Origin of the sequence: Microbacterium sp. (genome assembly GCF_047971895.1) — a bacterium.
GTDB lineage: Bacteria > Actinomycetota > Actinomycetes > Actinomycetales > Microbacteriaceae > Microbacterium.
Window position 1 is genome coordinate 23,696 of record NZ_JBKEAF010000001.1, and the last position, 18,032, is coordinate 41,727.

Genomic DNA, 18,032 nt, shown 5'->3' on the forward strand with positions numbered 1-18,032 from the left:
TGGATGACATGACGACGCGTGTGGCCATCGTGGGGGGTACGGGCAAGCTCGGTGCCATCATCCGCGCGGTCGTCGACGACACGGACGGCTTCGCGACGTCTGCGGTGCTGACCTCGCGCAGCGCGGTGGACGACATCGACGGCGCCGATCTCGTCATCGATGCGAGCGTCCCGGCGGTGAGCATGGATGTCATCCGCGCGGCGATCGACCGTGGTCAGAACCTCCTCGTCGGCACTTCCGGGTGGTCGCAGGAGCGCATCGCACTCGTGCGGCCGCTGGTCGAGGCCGCGGGAACGGGGGCCGTCTTCATCCCGAACTTCTCGCTGGGCTCGGTGCTCGGCACGGCCCTGGCCGCCGCCGCCGCACCATTCTTTCCCTCGGCGGAGATCGTTGAGGCACACCGGGAGACCAAGATCGACTCGCCCAGCGGCACCGCGGTGCGCACCGCTGAGCAGCTCGCCGCCGCGCGGGCGTCCACCGGGCCCGTGGAGGCCCCCTACACCGATCAGCGGGCACGCGGGCAGCAGGTGGCGAGCGTGCCCGTGCACTCGCTGCGCCGCCCCGGCGTGATCGCCCGGCAGGAGGTCATCCTCGCCGGCCCCGGGGAGTCGCTGTCGATCGTGCACGATACGGTGGACCCGGTGCTGGCGTATGCCCCCGGCATCCGTATCGCCCTTTCGGCGGCGCGTGACGCGACGGGCGTCGTCGTGGGCCTGGACAGCCTGTTCGACATCGGTCTGCGGGGCGGGGCGACCGGCGCATGAATCCGCGCATCGGCGTGGCCGTCATGGCCGCGGCCCTGCTGCTGTACATCGTGCTCGTCGCCCAGCGAGCCTACGTGCTGCTGGTCAGCGGCGATGTCGTCGCCGTCATGATGGGAGCGGCGCTCGTCGTGCTCCCACTGTTGGCCGTGTGGGGGCTCGGTCGCGAGCTGTGGTTCGGGTGGCGCGCCGAGCAGCTCGGCCGACGGATCGAGACGGAGGGCGCCCTGCCTACCGAAGAGTTCGACGTGCGCCCCAGCGGTCGCCCGTTGCGAGAACACGCCGACGCGCTGTTCCCCGCGTACCGCGCGGATGCCGAGGCGCACCCCGAGGACTGGCGGGCGTGGTACCGGCTGGCGCTCGTCTACGACGGTGCCGGTGACCGGCGACGCGCACGGGCGGCGGTGCGCACGGCGATCGCCCTGGAGTCGGTGGACCACTGTGGCTCGATCGGCGGCAGGTGTCGGGCGGCCAGGCGAGAGTAGCTTCGAGTGTGACCTCGACTCCGGCCAGCACCTGTGATACCGGGCAGCCGGATTCGGCCTCCTCGGCGATCAGCTCTTCTGGCGTCGTGACGAAATCAGAGCCCTCGCTGCGCGCCTTCCCGTTGTGGGCGTGGTTGTTTCCTTTACCCGCGGCCAGCAGAACCTCGCCTTCCACACGGCATGCTTCACCCCCGACGTACCTGAGACACCGAACCGCCCCACGCGTGCGAAGACGCTGAGGAACGTCGGCGTTGAACGGCGACGAGACCCGTGGTGTAGGGTGTGTAGACGGATATTTATGATGGGGGCTGGATTTGTCGAGACAAATGAAGATCACGGGGTCGATCGCTGTGACCGCACTGGTGCTATCGGGGGTCGGCCTGATGGCTGCTCCTGCCGCTGTGGCTGCGTCAGGAGCGGTGAGCGGGACGGTCTTCTATGATTACGACGGCGAGGGGGATTTCGACACAGGCAATCTACCCACGACCGGTATCGCGAATGATCGCGTTGCAGCGGGAATACTTGTCACCGCCTACGATGCGGCGGGAAATTCAGTGGGCTCTGCGACGACCACCAACACGGGGTCAGTCAACTATTCTATCTCGTTGGACTCTGCGGTGAGCGTTGGAGACCCGCTGCGTATCGAGTTCACGAAGATTCCGACAGGGTACGCAGACACCTTCTTTCCTACCGAAGGTGGAGAAAGCGGAACAAGCGTGCAGTTCGTCTCCGCGGGCGCGGAGAACGTCGATCTTGGCTTGTTCTCGCCGAACGAGTACAACACGGGGAACACTGCCCTCGCGATGTCCATGATCCTGCCGGGCACCCCGGGCGAATCCCTGCAGGGTAGCGAGCCCGCTATTTCTGCAATTCCTTGGACGGCACCCATCAATTATCCCGCCTGGTTGGGCCCTGGGTACGAAGACGGGTCTCCAGATCACGCATCACGGAAAACCTATGCGACCTTCGATGAGGTTGGGTCGGTAGACACGGGTGTCTTCAATCCTGTCAACGGGTCGTTGTATGCTGCGGCAACGTACAAGCGTGGTGCTGGGCTAAAGGAAGATGCCTCGGGCCCTAAGTTGGGTGCTATTTATGAAGTGCCGAAGGCAATGGACCCGGCCACAGGTGCCCTGCTTGAGGGAGATTCGGTCACTGAATGGGTCGACGTCGTCACACTTGGAATAGACATCGGCCAAGGAGACATCCAAACCAACGCTGCTCGTGGGCTTGGAAACGGGACGACGGCTGGTGCCGACATCAATGCGTTCAAGAACGCAGGCAAGGTTGGTATCGGCGGAGTTGCCGTTGACGCCGCAGGCAAGACGCTCTACTTTGTCAATCTGAAAGACGAAAAGGTGTACGGGATTGACATAGCAACGAAGTCTCTGCTCAAGACCAGTTGGGCCACACCTGCTGCTTCTCGTGACACCCAGCGTCCCTACGCACTGCTCATCCGCAACCAGGAACTCTACGTGGGGTATGTAGACACCTCGGATTCTTCAGGTAAGCCATTCACGGCGATGAGCAACGAGCAGAAGGCCTACGTCGCAAAGGCTCTGCTTGACGACGCTGGCGGTGTCGGCTCGTTCGATGTGGTACTCGAGGCACCGCTGGGCTATGCGAAGGGTGATCCTCTCGACGGCTGGTGGACGGGTTTCGATTCTCACCCAGAGACGATTCCTCTGAGGGACACCTATCCTCAGATCGTGCGGTGGAATAGCTGGACAGACGTATGGACCGACGGTACGGATGCCGTAGCGTTTGAGCCGTCCAATCCTGCCGCCGGGTATGGGACGACCCCGTGGCCGTACGGGACCCAGACCTATCCTCAGGCCATGCTTACCAGTATTGCCATTGACAGCGACGGATATCTCACCCTCGGATTAAGGGACCGAACCACAACGCAGGGCGGCGTATACCAGGATCCAGCACTTGAGCATCCAGTCAAGAAGAACGAAGCTGGCGTGTTCTACAAATACGAGGCGGTGTCCTCGGGCGACATCCTCCTTGCGGCGCCCACGGCCGACGGCAGGTATGAGCTGGAGTCGAACGGTGAAGTCGGCACTCGTGCGGCAAGCACTAAGGCATACAACCCGAGCAACGGGACAAACCCTGAGCGCAACCCGCAGGTCCCGACGGTGGGAGAAGGCCCCGGGGGCCGTGAATTCTACGATGACGCGATGTACCTTGACTTGCGCCCTACTAAGGACAACAGGCACCATGAGATTGGTCTCGGCGGCGTCCTGAGCCTCCCGGGCGTCAGTGAAGTCGCAGCGAGCGCCTACGACCCGTGGAGCCGTGTGTACGTGCAGGGTGTTGCCTGGTACCGCTCCACCGACGGAACCGCGATACGCGCATACGAGCAGAACGCCGCCGGGTCGAGTTTCGGGTTGAAGCAAGGGGAGATTCTCGGTTTTGGCAAGGGCGGCGCGTTGAATCTGCTCTCTACTATGACGCGCGCAGCGCCCATCGAAATTGGAAACCGCACCTGGCTTGACGCCGATCAGGACGGCATTCAGGACGCGGACGAGCCAGCGATCAACGGCGTAACGGTTTCGCTGTACGCGGCAGATGCGGCCGGCAAACCCACTGGATCCAAACTTGCCGACACGACGACGGCTACTCTGAACGGTGAGCCGGGCTCGTACATTTTCTCGAGTGCCAAGACGGAACGACTTGAACCCAACAAGAACTACGTCGTGGTCTTTACCTACCCCACCACCGCCGATGAGGTCGCGCTCGGAGGCGCTGGAGCCGACAATCCGGACTACGAAGGCCTCACATGGAATCGTCTGTCGATCACCAAACCTAAACAAGGAGATTCACGGCTCATCGACTCGAACCCGAACCCCGAGACCGGTCAGGCCCCAGTCTCACTGGGTGATCCGGGGAGAAACGATCACACCATCGACGCCGGATTCATCTTCAGGACACCGAAGGTCACCATCGAAAAGGGCGACTCCGCTGACGGACAGAGCATCACGCACGATGCGGACACTGCGTCTGAAAGCCAAAACTATGAGCCCGGCGAAACTCGTACCATTGTGCTGGAAGTGACGAACACCGGCGATGAAGACCTGCGAGAGGTCGTTCTGGTAGATGACACCCTGGCGGGAGATGCCATCGTCAGCCTCGTCTGGACCATGCCCGACGGTACGAAGACTGAAGCAGTGAAGAACGCTGATGGGAAGTTTGAGGCGCGCTGGGAAGCAACGTTCGGCAAGGGTGACGCTCGATGGGCTCCAGGAGCGGTCATCACCGGAGTAGCGTCGCTGACCATTGATCCTGAGCAACTACCGCACCTCAACAGTGTTTTGGTACGTGCTCGAGGCGCAGGCTCCGGCATTCTTGTCACTGATGAGGACCCGTACTATGCGGTCACGAGCGGAATCCAGGTCATCAAGTACGATGGCGAGTTGCCCGACCCGAAGGTGAAAGGCAGCGACGGAGCCTGGGTTGCACCCGGCAAGCCGCTCGTTGATAGTGCGCAGGATGCGAACACTACTGACAAGGCAGTGAAGTATGTTGCCGGTGAACCACAGAAGGTGCGCTGGGTGGTCACGAACATCGGCAATACGTGGCTGACCAACATGACGCTCGTGGATTCGACTAGCGTCGGTCCGAAGATCGGTGCGGACTGGACCGCTGATCTCAGCGCGTTCGGTGGCCCCTCGGCGTACTCCTTCGTCGAGGAGGGGCCGTGGAGCGGACTGCTTCCCCCTGGTGCGTCGTTCTTCGCGCAGGGCTCACTGACGATTGAGGCAGGCACGCATACCGACACCGTCACTGTGACCGGGCAGCCGATCGCTCCTGCTGTAGACGAGAAGGGAGTGCCGACAGGTAAGCCGATGCTCGACGAGAACGGCAACCCGGTGCTCCTCACCGGCGATGATGGCGAACCGATCACTCTCACTGACGACGATCCGTTCAACGCGATCGTCATGATGCCTGACACCGGTGGTGGCACCATCGGGTTGGCAGCTGTTGTCATCGGAGCAGTTCTCCTTGCCGGAGGAGGTGTCCTGATGCTGCTTCGCCGCCGCAGGCAGGAAGCGTAGCTCAGGGAGACTGCTGTAGCGCGACGAAGCAGGGTGTTCTCGGACGCCCCGCTTCGTCGCGTTCCGGGCGCCGAGGAGGCAGAGAAAATTGTGAGACGTCTGCGATTGTCGCTGGTCGGGCTTGGAAGCGCCCTGGCCATCTTCGCCACCGGCCTCACAGGTTGCACCGCGGCGAAGGAAGACCTCGTTAGCGTCCCAGAAGACGTTGCGACGATTTCCGAGGCGGTTGACCGGGTAGCCGAGGGCGGCCTCGTGCTCGTCGGGCCAGGAACATACCCTGAACAAGTGCTGATCGAGAAGAACGACGTCACGGTTCGAGGGCGGGATCGCAATACGGTCGTGATCGACGGCGAGGGAATGCGGCCCTATGGTGTGGTCGCCGTCGCTGACGGGGTCTCTGTGGAGAATCTGACGGTCACACAAGCGACCTTGTACGGGGTTCTCGTCACTGGACTTCATGATGAGAGCGGGCCTATTGCTCGAGGCGCACGTGGATACACCACTCTCGATGTGGAGGATTTCCCCCCGGTTCAGCGGTTTGCAATCGATCATGTCACGGCGTACAACAACGGGCTGTACGGACTCTATGCGTTCAACGCGCAGCACGGAACGATCACCGATTCCTACGCCTCGGGATCTGCTGACAGTGGCATATATGTAGGTCAGTGCGAGAAGTGCGACATTCTCGTGGCGGGGAATATTTCGGAAGCCAACGCGGTGGGGTTCGAGAACGCCAACGCTTCTGACTCTGTCACTGTGGCTGGGAATCGATTCACGATGAATCGAATCGGGGTCACTTTGATCTCCAGCTACCAGGAGGCACTGGCACCGCAGCGGCGAAACACCGTGATCGGAAACCTGATCTCGAACAACGCGAATCCAGATTCCCCATCGCAAGCAGAGGGCATCTACGGAGTAGGTGTGGGGGTGAGCGGCGGTAGGGAGAACCTCTTCAAGTGGAACAGAATTTCTCAGAACCCTGTCGCTGGAGTGGTTCTCGATAACACAGAAGACTTCGCCCCGCTTGACAACCGCTTCACAGAAAACGTGTTCGACGCCAACGGCGTCAATGCCGCAATCGTTGCCGCGGACCGTGCTCCTGCCTCTGGTAACTGCTTCGATACTCCTCCTGCATCGGTCTTGCCCGACGGTGCATTCAACGAATGCGAGGGCGACCCGGGTTTCGGTTCACGACAGGAAGCCGTGCGATACGCCGCGCTCCCCGCAATCGAGGTGCCAGATGGCATCAGCTTCCTGCAGGTACCTCCGCCCCCGGCCCAACCGACGATGAAAGACCCGATGCGAGCGGCTCGGAAACTCCCCGCTCGTGTACCGCACCCCCCGCTCGAACAGTTCACCACCCCAGGTCAGTCGTTCCTTCAGGAGTGGTCACGATGATACGCGCTGTAGCGGTCGGCATGGCCGTTCTCCTGTTCTTGCTCTCCGGTTGTTCCGCTTCACAAGAATCTCGACCCGTGACGACGGAAGAAGCCCAGATCCTCGCCACCACACGATTCCACAACTTCAATGCTGGTGTGAGATCACTGCGGTTCGACGTCAGATCTCAGGGCAGGCAGCTTGCGTTCAGTGGCTGGTACGACTGGGTTGACCACGTCGGCTACGGACTGTTGAAGGGGCGGGCACAGGACCAACAAAGCGCGCTAGCGCTCCTGCTCTGGAACGCGACCTCGGTCGGCTCTCATCCTGTCGCGTCTACTGCGGCCTCTGCTCCGCTCCCGATCCCCGATGTCGAAAGCCTCGACACCGAATGGACGGGAACGCTGTTGGAGCCTGGAGAGTCAGGACTCGACACGATACTTGGAATGATGCCATTACTTGGACAAGATCGACCAGAGAATGCTCTCTTGGTGCAGCAGAACGGCGCCCGATTCGAAGGAACAGAAGAACTGAATGGGGCGACTGTTTCGGTCTTTTCTGTGCTTGCTGACAATGCGGAGACACGCGAGAGTGATAGCGCAGACAGTCAATCCAACACACGACTATACGTCAATGAGCAAGGGCTCCTTATGCGACTAGGACTTCGCCTTGGAGATGGCGCCGAATGGACATTCATTGAGTTCGGCGAGGCTCCCGGTGTTGAGCTCGGCGACCCATTCGCGGAGTCGGGATGAACGAGAAGCCACGGCTGAATGCTTCTGACCCGGTTTCGAATCTGGGGCGACGTCGTTTCCTCTGGGGCTCCATCGCGGGTGCCGCTGGTACCGCCATCGCTGTCGTCGGTGGAAAACTAGCTGCAGAGTCGCGCGGCGACTCACCCCGCGACGCTGAGGGTGTTGCCCATGTTCCTGCTCACGGGCGCTACCAAGCCGGAATCGATAGACCCGAGACGCCGCAATCACACACACTCTTCACTGTGATAGATATTGGTGGCATCACTGTCGCCGCCGAGGTCGAAAGCGTGATCGGGGCGCTGGGAAGGGCGATAGCGGCCCTCGCCGACCCGTCGCGAACCCCAAACTCGAACATGCCTGAAGGGCCAAGAGACATCACTGCCACCGTGGGGATAGGACCGAGACTTGTCTCACTCCTCAACCCGAGCCTACCGGGCGCGACCCCGCTGCCAGATTTTGTAGGAGATGAGGGGATGGTGCCTCTTTCGAACGGGGGCGACCTCGTTCTACAGCTGTGTGCATCAGACGGTGGCGCTCTCGATTCGGCGCAGCGAGAACTGATGAGAGTAGTCGGTGGGACTCTGCGCTGGCAGCAGCGCGGCTTCCGCGGAGCGGGAACCGGTTCAATCGTTCGCAACCCACTCGGATTCCATGACGGCATCATCGTGCCAACCGGGGAGGCAGAACTCTTCGAGAACGTGTGGATCCGTGACGGTCCAGCTGCGCACGGGACCATCATGGTCGTGCGGAGAATCCAACTTGACGTCGACGCATTCGAATCGCTTTCCATTCTGGAACAAGAACAAGTCATCGGTCGGGAGAAACTCAGCGGTGCGCCACTCTCGGGCGGGGTGCGTGAAGATGAAGCAGACCTCCTCGCTAAGACGCCCGACGGCGAATACCTGATACCGGCGAGGTCGCACGTCCGCGCAGCACACCCGTCCTTTACGGGGAGTGGGCTCATGCTACGACGTGGTTACGCCTACTCGAACTCTGATGCAAGCGGGGTCTCGCAGGGTCTGCTCTTCATCTGCTATCAGAACGATCCATCTGTTTTTATCCGAACGCAGCAGAGGCTCGACGAGACGGACGCCCTCGCGGCGTTCTCCCAGGTGACGGCCTCCGGGATGTTCCTCGTTCTTCCAGGCGCCAGTACAGGCTCCGCTCTTGGCGAGGGCCTTCGCGCGACAGGATGAAGGGTCGCCCCTGCAGCATCGTGAGCCCCTGCGTGTCGGGGTTGGGTGAGTAGTCCGCCGGCTGGTCGCGGATCGGCGTCGAGGTCGCCGCTGTGACATCTGCATGACGTATCGTGGCACTCGTGACCACCGGCATTCCGACTCCGTACGAAGATCTGTTGCGGGACGTGCTTGGGCACGGAACACGCAAGGACGATCGCACCGGCACCGGGACCACGAGCGTCTTCGGCCGGCAGATCCGCTTCGATCTGGCCCAGGGCTTTCCGCTCATCACCACCAAGCGCGTGCATTTCAAGTCGTTGGCAATCGAACTGCTGTGGTTCCTGCGTGGCGAGTCGAACGTCTCGTGGCTGCAGGAGAACGGCGTCACGATCTGGGACGAATGGGCCGATGCTGCGGGAGAGCTCGGCCCCGTCTACGGCGTGCAGTGGCGCTCGTGGCCGACGCCCGACGGCGAACAGATCGACCAGATTGCGCAGGTCGTCGCGCAGATCCGCGCCAACCCCGACTCGCGGCGCCTTCTCGTGTCGGCCTGGAACCCCGCGGACATTCCCGACATGGCGCTGGCGCCCTGCCATGCGATGTTCCAGTTCTATGTCGCCGACGGGCGGCTGTCGTGCCAGCTGTACCAGCGCAGTGCCGACCTGTTCCTCGGCGTGCCCTTCAACATCGCGTCCTATGCGCTGCTGACCCTCATGATCGCGCAGCAGACCGGCCTGGAGCCGGGTGACTTCGTGTGGACCGGCGGGGATTGCCACATCTACGACAATCACCTCGACCAGGTGCGCGCGCAGCTCACCCGCGACCCCTACCCATACCCGACGCTGCGCTTCGCGCGCCGGCCTGCGTCGATCTTCGACTACGCCTACGACGACTTCCTGATCGAGAACTACCACCACCACCCGACCATCCGCGGCCCGGTCGCGGTCTGATGATCGGACTCGTGTGGGCCCAGGCGCACGGCGGTGTCATCGGTGCCGACGGTGGCATACCGTGGCATGTTCCCGAAGATCTTGCGCACTTCAAGGCCGTGACCCTCGGTGCGCCGGTGGTCATGGGCCGGCGCACGTGGGACTCACTGCCCGTGCGGTTCCGCCCACTGCCGGGTCGACGCAACATCGTGGTGACCCGCCAGGCCGAGTGGACAGCGGACGGCGCGGAGCGCGCCGGGTCGCTGAGCGATTCCCTCGCGGCCGCCGGTGACGGCGACGTCTGGGTCATCGGCGGAGGAGTGCTCTTCGCCGAGGCCATCGAGGTCGCCGACGTCCTCGAGGTGACCGAACTCGACCTCGCGGTCGACGGCGATGCGTTCGCGCCGACGACGGACGGCTGGGAGCCGGCGACCCGCGACCCGGTGGACGGATGGCACGTCTCGCGCAGCGGCATCCGCTATCGCTTCCGCACCTATCGCCGGGCGTGACCCGGTAGCGTGTCGCTGTGCCCACCGCATTGATCACCGGTGCGAGCTCCGGCCTGGGCGCGGAGTTCGCCCGTCAGCTCGCTGCCCGAGGCGCCGACCTCGTGCTCGTGGCACGCGACCGGCGTGCGCTCCAATCCTTCGCCGTCGAGCTGCGCGAACACTTCGCCGTCCGCGTCGACCTCATCTTCGCCGACCTCACGGTGCCGCGCCAGCTCGCCGCCGTCGAGCGGCGCGTCGCCTCGGTGGAGCAGCCGATCGAGGTGCTCGTCAACAATGCCGGATTCGGGCTTCCGCTCACGTTCGAGCGCAACGAGATCGACGACGAGGTGACCCACCTGCGGTTGCATGTCGAAGCGCCTATGCGCATCATGCACGCCGCTCTGCCCTCGATGCTCGAACGCGGGCACGGTCGCATCATCAACGTCGCGTCGGTCGCTGCCTTCATGCCGCGTTCGACATACGGCGCGGTCAAGCGGTGGGTCGTCAGCTTCAGCCGGTGGGCGAACGTGCACTACGGCTCCCTCGGCGTAACGGTGACCGCCGTGTGCCCCGGCTTCGTGCACACGAACTTTCATGAGCGCATGGGGCTGCCGCCTAGCAAGGAGGGCATCGCGTCGATGCTGTGGCTGGATGCCCCCTCTGTGGTGCGGCAGACGCTGCGCGCGGCCGCCCGAGGTCGCGGCGTGACGATCCCGTCCCTGCGATACAAGGCGATCGCCGCCGTGGTGCGAGTGCTGCCGGCATCGCTCACCGCTCGTCTCGGTGAGACGGGTCGCCGACCCGATAGCCTGAGGCAATGACGCACACGGGCAACCCCTTCGGACAGGTGCTCGTCGCGCTCGTCACCCCGATGACGGCCGACGGCGAGGTCGACTGGTCCGCCGTCGAGAAGCACATGGACGACGTCATCGTCGCCGGTGCCGACGGCATCGTCGTGACGGGCACCACCGGCGAGACCAGCACTCTCACCGATCCCGAGAAGCTGAAGCTCGTCGAGGTCGGCAAGTCGGTGTCGGCCGGTCGTGCCAGGATCATCACCGGTGGGGGGTCGAACGAGACGGCCCACGCGATCGAGCTGTACCGGGCGAGTGAGCGCGCCGGAGCGGACGGCATCATGATCGTCACGCCCTACTACAACAAGCCGACCCAGGCCGGCATCCTCACCCACTTCCGGCTCGTCGCGGACGCCACCGATCTGCCCGTGATCCTGTACGACATCCCCGGGCGCACGGGTGTGCCGATCATGTACGAGACCCTGCTGCGCCTGGCCAAGCATCCGAACATCCTCGCTGTGAAGGACGCCAAGGGCGACTTCAGCGAGGTGAGCCGTGTGCTGAACCAGAGCGACCTGATGTACTTCTCGGGCGACGACGCGAACGCTCTGCCGCATCTGTCGATCGGGGCCACCGGGCTCATCGGTGTGACCGCGAACATCGCCGCACAGCCGTACCGGACGATGGTGGACGCGGTCAACCGCGGCGACCTCGCTGCCGCGACGGCTGCGCACCGCGGCCTCGAGCCGCTCGTGCGCGCGGTCATGACGCACGTGCCGGGAACGGTGAGCGCGAAGTACATCCTGCACGGGCTCGGGCGCATCTCCAGTCCCCGCGTGCGGTTGCCACTGGTCGGGCCCGAAGAGTGGGAGGCCGCGATCATCGAAGACGAGCTGACGCTCGTGACCGAGGTTCCCGGCGCCGACTTCTCGAACTTCAAACCAGACCGAAACGCCGCCGCCGGCGGCGCCCTGCCGAAGGTGCACGGAACCACGCGATGACTCCGACCGACGTCCACACGCCGCTTGCGCTCGAGGCCGGCACGCTGCGCATCACCCCACTCGGCGGCCTCGGCGAGGTCGGACGCAACATGACGATCTTCGAGTACGAGGGCAAGCTGCTGGTCGTCGACTGCGGCGTGCTCTTCCCCGAGGAGCACCAACCCGGCGTCGACCTCATCCTGCCGGACTTCGAGCCCATCAAGGACCGTCTCGATGACATCGTCGCGATCGTGCTCACGCACGGGCACGAAGACCACATCGGCGCCGTGCCGTACCTGCTCAAGCTGAAGCCCGACATCCCGCTGGTGGGTTCGGGCCTGACGCTCGCGCTCATCGAGGCGAAGCTCAAAGAACACCGCATCAAGCCGTTCACGCTGCTGGTGTCGGAGGGCGCGCATGAGCGGCTGGGGCCGTTCGACTGCGAGTTCGTCGCCGTCAACCACTCGATCCCGGACGCCTTGGCCGTCGCGATCCGCACGCCCGCGGGCCTCGTGCTGGCCACCGGCGACTTCAAGATGGATCAGCTGCCGCTCGACGACAGGCTCACCGATCTGCGCGCGTTCGCCCGGCTGGGGGAGGAAGGCGTCGACCTCTTCCTCGTCGACTCGACCAACGCCGACGTGCCTGGGTTCACCCCGCTCGAGCGCAGCATCGGTCCGGTGCTCGACCAGGTGATCGGCAAGGCGCCACGCCGGGTCATCGTGGCGAGCTTCTCGAGCCACGTGCACCGGGTGCAGCAGGTGCTGGATGCTGCGCATGCCCACGGCCGCCGCGTGGCGCTGCTGGGCCGCAGCATGGTGCGCAACATGACCATCGCCGAAGACCTGGGGTATCTGAAGGTGCCCGAGGGCGTGCTCATCGAGTACAAGAAGGCGAAGGACCTTCCCGACGACAAGATCGTCTATATGTCGACCGGGTCGCAGGGTGAGCCGATGGCGGTGCTCAGCCGCATGGCCAATCTCGACCACGCGATCGAGCCCGGGCCCGGCGACACAGTGATCCTCGCCTCGAGCCTCATCCCCGGCAACGAGAACGCCGTGTACCGGGTGATCGACGGGCTGACCAAGCTCGGTGCGAACGTCGTGCACAAGGGCAACGCGAAGGTGCACGTGTCGGGTCACGCGGCCGCGGGCGAGCTGCTGTACTGCTACAACATCCTGAAGCCGAAGAACGTATTGCCGGTGCACGGCGAATACCGGCACCTCATGGCCAACGCGAAGCTCGCGCAGGACACCGGCATCGCCGCGGAGCGCACGATCCTCGGCGAGAACGGCACCGTGGTCGATCTGCGCGACGGCCGTGCGGAGGTGGTCGGCCAGCTCGACCTCGGCTTCGTGTACGTCGACGGATCGACGGTGGGCGAGATCACCGACGCCGACCTCAAGGACCGCAGAATCCTCGGCGAAGAGGGCTTCATCTCGGTGATCGTGGTGGTGGATGCCTCGACCGGCGCCATCATCTCGGGCCCCGACATCCACGCCCGTGGCTTCGCCGAGGACGACAGGGTGTTCGACAGCGTCAAACCGAAGATCGCGGCCGCCCTGGCGGAGGCCGCGCAGTCCGGTGTGCGCGATCCGCATGCGCTGTCGCAGGTGGTGCGCCGCACCATCGGCCGCTGGGTCAACCAGTCGCTGCGGCGGCGGCCGATGATCGTGCCGCTGGTGATCGAGGCGTAACGAGTTCACATCCATCACATCCGTCACGCCGCGTCGCTGCCGGGAAATGTCGGCCGTCGGTCGTAGCGTGGGGGCATGGCCAGGAGCTCCAGCTCGACCAAGAGCACTCGCGCGCCCTCGAAATCGTCGTCCCGCGGTTCGGGGGGCTCGCGCAAGCCTGCGCCCGAGCCGAAGCGCTACGTCGACGAGGCGGAGCGGCCCCCGCTGGCCGTGCGCGCCTGGATGGGGCTCGCGCACGGCGTCGGCGGCATGTTCCGCGCCTTCGGGCCCGAGACGCTCGAGAAGGAACAGCGCCGCGACGGCTTCCCCTTCTTCATCGTGCTGCTGGCGATCGCGGGTGCGGTCGTCGAATGGTTCTTCATCGGCAACGACGTGGCCGCCACCATCAGCGCCTACTCCGTCGGCGGGCTCATCGGGCGGGTCGCATTCGTGTTCCCCGTGTTGCTGCTGGCGCTCGCCGGGTGGCTGTTCCGGCATCCGTCGTCCGTCCACGACAACGGCCGCGTCGGCATCGGCTTCGGCCTGTTCGTCGTCACCGTGGCCGGCTTCTGCCAGGTCGCCGGCGATCGGCCGGCGCCGAAGGACGGGCTGCCGGCGCTGAGCGAGGCCGGCGGGCTGTTCGGCTGGATGCTCGGCGAGCCGCTGGCGTGGCTGCTGACCGACATCGGTGCGTACGCCGTGCTCGCGCTGCTCGCCGTGCTGAGCGTGCTGATCCTCACCAAGACACCGCCGAACCGCATCGGCCGGCGCCTGGGCGACCTGTACGCGTGGATGTTCGGCGCAGAGCGGCGCGCCGAGCCGGAGACGACGGATGCCACGGCCGACGACGACGCGGACTCGTCGCTGCCCTGGTGGCGCCGCAACCGCACCGGGCGTGAGACCGACCCCGAGGGCGAGCTCGGCTCGCAGGACCTCACGGCCCTGCTGCCGCCCGGAACCGCACAGGGCGGGTTCGATCAGGCGATCGTCGAGGCCGACTCGGTGGCGCCGGATGCCGCCACCGAGGTGCTCACCGATGTGCGGGCGGCCGTGTCGTCGCTCGGTGTGCCTTCTGGCTCCACGTCGCTGCTGGACGATGTGCCCGAGGGGGACGACACCGGCGACCTGCCGGGCCTGTCGGGACTGGGCATGTCGGGCTCGGGAGGCGCGCCGCCCGCACCGACGGCACCGTACCGGCTGCCGAACGCGAACACGCTGGCGGCGGGAACCCCGGCCCTGGCGAAGTCGGCGGCCAACGACGCCGTCGTGGCCGCCATCACGAGCGTGCTCGAGCAGTTCCAGATCGATGCCAAGGTCACGGGTTTCTCGCGCGGCCCGACGGTGACGCAGTACGAGATCGAGGTCGGCCCCGGCGTGAAGGTCGAGCGCATCACGGCGCTCACCAACAACATCGCCTATGCGGTCGCATCCAACGAAGTGCGCATCCTCGCACCGATCCCGGGAAAGAGCGCGATCGGCGTGGAGATCCCGAACAGCGACCGCGAGATCGTGACGCTGGGCGACGTGCTGCGCGCCCCGGCTGCGGCATCGGCGACGCATCCGATGACGATCGGCATCGGCAAGGACGTCGGCGGCGGGTACGTCGTGGCCAACCTCGCCAAGATGCCCCACCTGCTCGTGGCGGGCTCGACAGGCTCGGGCAAGTCGAGCTTCGTGAACTCGATGATCACGAGCCTGCTCATGCGCGCCAAGCCCGCCGATGTGCGCATGGTGCTCATCGACCCCAAGCGCGTCGAGCTGACCTCGTACGCGGGAGTGCCGCACCTGATCACCCCCATCATCACGAACCCCAAGAAGGCGGCCGAGGCGCTCCAGTGGGTCGTGAAGGAGATGGACATGCGGTACGACGACCTGGCGTCGTTCGGCTTCCGCCACATCGACGACTTCAACCGTGCGGTGATCGCCGGCGAGGTGAACCTTCCCGCCGGCAGCGAGCGCGTACTCAAGCCGTACCCGTACCTGCTCGTCGTCGTCGATGAGCTCGCCGACCTCATGATGGTGGCCCCGCGCGACGTCGAGGACTCCATCGTGCGCATCACTCAGCTGGCGCGGGCCAGCGGCATCCATCTCGTCCTCGCCACCCAGCGGCCGTCGGTCGACGTCGTCACCGGTCTCATCAAGGCCAACGTGCCCTCCCGCCTCGCTTTCGCCGTCACGAGCGTCACCGACTCGCGTGTGATCCTCGACCAGCCCGGCGCCGATCGGCTCATCGGCCAGGGTGACGGGCTCTTCCTGCCGATGGGTGCCTCCAAGTCGCTGCGCGTGCAGGGTGCGTGGGTCAGCGAGGCCGAGATCGAGAAGGTCGTGGCGCATGTCAAGCAGCAGGCGCTGCCCGACTACCGCGACGACGTCGAAGCGGTCGCCGAGAAGAAGGAGATCGACGCCGACATCGGTGACGACCTCGAACTGCTGCTCGCTGCCGCCGAACTCATCGTGTCGACCCAGTTCGGCTCGACCTCGATGCTGCAGCGCAAGCTGCGCGTCGGCTTCGCGAAGGCCGGCCGTCTCATGGATCTGCTGGAGTCGCGGGAGATCGTCGGCCCGTCCGAGGGGTCGAAGGCCCGCGATGTGCTGGTCACCGCCGAACAGCTGCCCGAGGTGCTCTCGCGCCTCCGGGGCGACGATGTGACGCCCCGTCCTTCTGCCGAACCGGCCGAGCCGTACGCGGGCGACCCCGTGCAGCAGCAGTTCGACGGCTATCCGACGGAGCAGAGCGACGGAGACGAGGATGCCTGGGGGCTCACCGGCCGCGATTGATCGGCTGCGGCAGTAGGCTCGGCACGTGGCCGTCCCTCGTCAGCTCCCGAACGCGATCACGATGGCGCGCATCCTGTGCGCACCCGTCTTCCTCTGGATGCTGCTGGCTGACGGGGGTGCGGACGGGCCGCTGCGCTGGTGGGCGGCGGTCCTGTTCATCGTCGCGATCGCGACCGACGGGGTGGACGGCGCGATCGCACGCCGCAACGACATCGTCAGCGACCTCGGAAAGCTGCTCGACCCCATCGCCGACAAGGTGCTCACCGGGTGCGCCTTCGTCGGGCTGTCGATCCTCGTCGAGCTGCCATGGTGGATCACGATCGTCGTGCTCGTGCGTGAGGTCGGCATCACGATCTACCGCTTCGTGGTCGTGAGCGACCATGTGCTGGCCGCGGCGTGGATGGGAAAGCTCAAGACCGTCGCGCAGGCGGCGGCCCTGTCGCTCGCGCTGCTTCCGCTGTGGACGATCGTGGGCGAGTGGATCTTCTGGGTCAACGGAGTCACGATGACGATCGCCGTCGTGCTCACCGTGGCCAGCGGCATCGACTACGTGGTGTCCGAGGTGCGCGGGGCGCGCTCGCACCGGGAGGCGCGGTGAACGGTGCCGCCGCACTGCTGGATCGGCTGCGGGAGCGGGGACTGACCGTCGCGACCGCCGAGTCGCTGACCGGCGGGAGGGTCGTCGCCGCGCTCGTCGACGTGCCCGGGGCATCGACCGTCGTCAGGGGCGGCGTGGTCGCGTACGCGACCGACACCAAGCAGACGGTGCTCGGCGTCGATGCGGCACTTCTCGCCGCGCACGGAGCGGTGCACGACCAGGTCGCCCGCCAGTTGGCGGCCGGCGCCCGACGGGTGCTCGGCGCCGATGTCGGCATCTCGACCACCGGTGTCGCCGGGCCGGCCACGGCGGACCGGCAGCCTGTGGGCCGGGTGTTCATCGGCATCGCGGCGCACGACGGCATCCAGGTCTTGTCTCTGCAGCTCGCCGGCGACCGCGAGCAGATACGGTCCGAGACTGTGACCCGGGCGATCGCGTTCGCCGAGGCGCTGGTGACCGGCCGACCGAGGAAATAGCGTGGATCTCGACGAGGTGAGAATCGGTGATTCTCAGCCGTCACCGAGCCGAACGGGTTAGATTGGTTGAAACGGGTCGGGTACTGTTGTGCACCCGGAGAATGGACAGTTCGCGCGAGAGGGGGCCCACAATGATCCTGGTTCGTCAAGAGATCGGGGATGTCCTGCGGGACCTCCGTCAGCAGAAGGGGCACACGCTGCGACAGGTCGCCGGTCGTGCCAGCGTCGCGCTCGGCTACCTCAGCGAGGTGGAGCGCGGTCAGAAGGAGGCATCGAGCGAGATCCTCGCGTCGGTCGCCGAAGCGCTCGACGTGCCGATCTCCACGATCATGCGCGAGGCGGGCGAGCGTATCGCGGTGCTCGAAGGCATCCAGCAGTTCCCCGACGTCGTGCCCGACGAGCTCGTCGCCTCGGTCGAGCTCGAGCCGTCGCTGCACTGAATGCGGCGATCGGAGCTGCAGCGCGCCGTCGCACATGAGTTCGGCGCCCGCGGCGACGCGCTGATCGCCGATCTCACGTTGAGCACGCTCGGTCACCGGACGGCCGCAGAGGCGCTGGCCGAGGGGGAGCCCGCCGGCGAGATCTGGCTCGCCCTGTGCGAGGAGATGGATGTGCCGCTCTCGCGGCGCCACGGCGCAGGCAGGATCGAGCCCGGCCGACGCTGAATCGTGCACGGCGAGTGCGCGCTCAGCGGCG

General features: G+C 65.3%; 16 protein-coding genes. All 16 read left to right on the forward strand.

Annotated features, from left to right (window positions below; all coding sequences use genetic code 11):
* The first annotated feature begins 8 nt into the window (after nt 1-8).
* The 16 genes from dapB to ACK5IN_RS00195 all read left to right on the forward strand — a co-directional run bounded on the left by dapB (nt 9) and on the right by ACK5IN_RS00195 (nt 18,001).
* A complete protein-coding gene (dapB, locus tag ACK5IN_RS00120) occupies nt 9-764 on the forward strand; it encodes a 4-hydroxy-tetrahydrodipicolinate reductase (protein ID WP_416894202.1) in 756 nt (251 codons plus the stop codon).
* Nucleotides 761-1,246, forward strand: a complete 486-nt coding sequence (locus ACK5IN_RS00125) for a hypothetical protein (RefSeq protein WP_416894203.1) — start codon at nt 761-763, stop codon at nt 1,244-1,246. The genes dapB and ACK5IN_RS00125 overlap by 4 nt, the downstream gene beginning before the upstream one ends.
* A 383-nt stretch (nt 1,247-1,629) precedes the next feature.
* Nucleotides 1,630-5,307 (forward strand): SdrD B-like domain-containing protein, encoded by a 3,678-nt coding sequence (locus ACK5IN_RS00130; RefSeq protein ID WP_416894204.1) that lies wholly within the window; start codon nt 1,630-1,632, stop codon nt 5,305-5,307.
* A 33-nt stretch (nt 5,308-5,340) separates the two neighbouring features.
* Nucleotides 5,341-6,705, forward strand: coding sequence for a right-handed parallel beta-helix repeat-containing protein (locus tag ACK5IN_RS00135; protein ID WP_416894205.1), 1,365 nt, complete (start codon nt 5,341-5,343; stop codon nt 6,703-6,705).
* Nucleotides 6,706-6,725: 20 nt separating this feature from the next.
* Entirely contained in the window at nt 6,726-7,439 is a 714-nt protein-coding gene (locus ACK5IN_RS00140; protein ID WP_416894206.1) for a hypothetical protein, read from the forward strand.
* Complete coding sequence (locus ACK5IN_RS00145; RefSeq protein WP_416894207.1) at nt 7,436-8,635, forward strand: Dyp-type peroxidase; 1,200 nt, start codon at nt 7,436-7,438, stop codon at nt 8,633-8,635. Before ACK5IN_RS00140 ends, ACK5IN_RS00145 begins: the two co-directional genes overlap by 4 nt.
* A 122-nt stretch (nt 8,636-8,757) precedes the next feature.
* Nucleotides 8,758-9,567, forward strand: coding sequence for a thymidylate synthase (locus ACK5IN_RS00150; protein WP_416894208.1), 810 nt, complete (start codon nt 8,758-8,760; stop codon nt 9,565-9,567).
* Nucleotides 9,567-10,055, forward strand: coding sequence for a dihydrofolate reductase (locus ACK5IN_RS00155; RefSeq protein ID WP_416894209.1), 489 nt, complete (start codon nt 9,567-9,569; stop codon nt 10,053-10,055). The genes ACK5IN_RS00150 and ACK5IN_RS00155 overlap by 1 nt, the downstream gene beginning before the upstream one ends.
* Nucleotides 10,056-10,072: 17 nt before the next feature.
* Nucleotides 10,073-10,855, forward strand: a complete 783-nt coding sequence (locus ACK5IN_RS00160; RefSeq protein WP_416894210.1) for an SDR family NAD(P)-dependent oxidoreductase — start codon at nt 10,073-10,075, stop codon at nt 10,853-10,855.
* Nucleotides 10,852-11,829 carry a 4-hydroxy-tetrahydrodipicolinate synthase gene (gene dapA / locus ACK5IN_RS00165; protein WP_416894211.1) on the forward strand — a complete coding sequence of 326 codons (978 nt, stop codon included), beginning with the start codon at nt 10,852-10,854 and terminating at the stop codon, nt 11,827-11,829. The genes ACK5IN_RS00160 and dapA overlap by 4 nt, the downstream gene beginning before the upstream one ends.
* Nucleotides 11,826-13,505, forward strand: coding sequence for a ribonuclease J (locus ACK5IN_RS00170; protein WP_416894212.1), 1,680 nt, complete (start codon nt 11,826-11,828; stop codon nt 13,503-13,505). Before dapA ends, ACK5IN_RS00170 begins: the two co-directional genes overlap by 4 nt.
* Before the next feature lie 75 nt (nt 13,506-13,580).
* Complete coding sequence (locus ACK5IN_RS00175; protein ID WP_416894213.1) at nt 13,581-16,262, forward strand: DNA translocase FtsK 4TM domain-containing protein; 2,682 nt, start codon at nt 13,581-13,583, stop codon at nt 16,260-16,262.
* A 25-nt stretch (nt 16,263-16,287) separates the two neighbouring features.
* Nucleotides 16,288-16,860, forward strand: coding sequence for a CDP-diacylglycerol--glycerol-3-phosphate 3-phosphatidyltransferase (gene pgsA / locus ACK5IN_RS00180; protein WP_416894214.1), 573 nt, complete (start codon nt 16,288-16,290; stop codon nt 16,858-16,860).
* Nucleotides 16,857-17,336 (forward strand): CinA family protein, encoded by a 480-nt coding sequence (locus tag ACK5IN_RS00185; protein ID WP_416894215.1) that lies wholly within the window; start codon nt 16,857-16,859, stop codon nt 17,334-17,336. The genes pgsA and ACK5IN_RS00185 overlap by 4 nt, the downstream gene beginning before the upstream one ends.
* Before the next feature lie 131 nt (nt 17,337-17,467).
* Nucleotides 17,468-17,776 (forward strand): helix-turn-helix domain-containing protein, encoded by a 309-nt coding sequence (locus ACK5IN_RS00190; RefSeq protein WP_416894216.1) that lies wholly within the window; start codon nt 17,468-17,470, stop codon nt 17,774-17,776.
* Entirely contained in the window at nt 17,777-18,001 is a 225-nt protein-coding gene (locus tag ACK5IN_RS00195) for a DUF3046 domain-containing protein (RefSeq protein WP_416894217.1), read from the forward strand.
* Nucleotides 18,002-18,032: the final 31 nt, after the last annotated feature.

Bases quoted from the DNA above. Each gene is read 5' to 3' on its own strand.
- ACK5IN_RS00175 (WP_416894213.1), top strand. From the start codon at position 13,581: ATGGCCAGGAGCTCCAGCTCGACCAAGAGCACTCGCGCGCCCTCGAAA.
- ACK5IN_RS00140 (WP_416894206.1), top strand. From the start codon at position 6,726: ATGGCCGTTCTCCTGTTCTTGCTCTCCGGTTGTTCCGCTTCACAAGAA.
- ACK5IN_RS00130 (WP_416894204.1), top strand. From the start codon at position 1,630: ATGGCTGCTCCTGCCGCTGTGGCTGCGTCAGGAGCGGTGAGCGGGACG.
- dapA (WP_416894211.1), top strand. From the start codon at position 10,852: ATGACGCACACGGGCAACCCCTTCGGACAGGTGCTCGTCGCGCTCGTC.
- ACK5IN_RS00125 (WP_416894203.1), top strand. From the start codon at position 761: ATGAATCCGCGCATCGGCGTGGCCGTCATGGCCGCGGCCCTGCTGCTG.
- ACK5IN_RS00145 (WP_416894207.1), top strand. From the start codon at position 7,436: ATGAACGAGAAGCCACGGCTGAATGCTTCTGACCCGGTTTCGAATCTG.
- ACK5IN_RS00195 (WP_416894217.1), top strand. From the start codon at position 17,777: ATGCGGCGATCGGAGCTGCAGCGCGCCGTCGCACATGAGTTCGGCGCC.
- ACK5IN_RS00170 (WP_416894212.1), top strand. From the start codon at position 11,826: ATGACTCCGACCGACGTCCACACGCCGCTTGCGCTCGAGGCCGGCACG.
- ACK5IN_RS00190 (WP_416894216.1), top strand. From the start codon at position 17,468: ATGATCCTGGTTCGTCAAGAGATCGGGGATGTCCTGCGGGACCTCCGT.
- ACK5IN_RS00155 (WP_416894209.1), top strand. From the start codon at position 9,567: ATGATCGGACTCGTGTGGGCCCAGGCGCACGGCGGTGTCATCGGTGCC.
- dapB (WP_416894202.1), top strand. From the start codon at position 9: ATGACGACGCGTGTGGCCATCGTGGGGGGTACGGGCAAGCTCGGTGCC.